Origin of the sequence: Pseudomonas sp. SIMBA_067, assembly GCF_046534675.1 — a bacterium.
Classification (GTDB): domain Bacteria; phylum Pseudomonadota; class Gammaproteobacteria; order Pseudomonadales; family Pseudomonadaceae; genus Aquipseudomonas; species Aquipseudomonas putida.
Genome location: NZ_JAWRYH010000038.1, coordinates 1 through 731 on the forward strand (window position 1 = coordinate 1; position 731 = coordinate 731).

Annotated in this window: 1 protein-coding gene; it reads left to right on the forward strand. The window is 59.6% G+C overall.

Features of this window, described 5'->3' with window-relative positions:
* The coding region (locus SB765_RS27940) for an immunoglobulin-like domain-containing protein (protein ID WP_410932267.1) at positions 1–731 on the forward strand (731 nt) is incomplete at both ends.

Genomic DNA, 731 nt, shown 5'->3' on the forward strand with positions numbered 1-731 from the left:
AACCCAGCGGTGGTCAACTCCATCGCGACCGTTGCGGGCGCTGATGTTGGCAAGTTCGAGCAACTGACCCTGGACAAAACCCCGGTCAGCACTCAGGTCACTGACGAGCCAGGTACCCCGGGCAACCCAGGTACCCCAGGCGGCACCAACGAAGGCGATCTGGTCAAAGTCACCATCACGGCTGATCAGACCTCGGTAGCGGAAAACGTCAAACCGACCTTCACCGTGCACATCAATCAACCGCTGGACCACGACCTGGTCGTGACCCTGAGCAACAACGCTCAGGTCACGATCAAGGCTGGCGACACCAGCGCGCCTTACGAGCACGCTGCACAGGGCGATGACGTCTACAAAGACGCCGGTGAAATCAGCCTGGGCATCAAGTCCGCTGTGGACGTTGATGGTCGTACCTTCGAAAACCTGGAGCTCGGCGGCGCTGCAAAAGTGGATGTCACCGACACCACCGACGAAGTTGTAGCCAAGCTGACCGCCACCCCTTCGGTTACCGAAGGCGGCGAGATCACTTACACCATCACGCTGACCAACAAAGATGGTCTGCTGATCAACAACCACGGTGCCCTGACCTTCACGCTGAGCGACGGCAAAACCGTCATCACCGTACCGGCCAATGGCACCAGCGGTTCGATCACCGTCACTGCTCCGGACAACGTCTACGTTGGCAGCAACACCCCGGTAGTACAGTCGATCGCGACTGTTGCGGGCGCGGATGT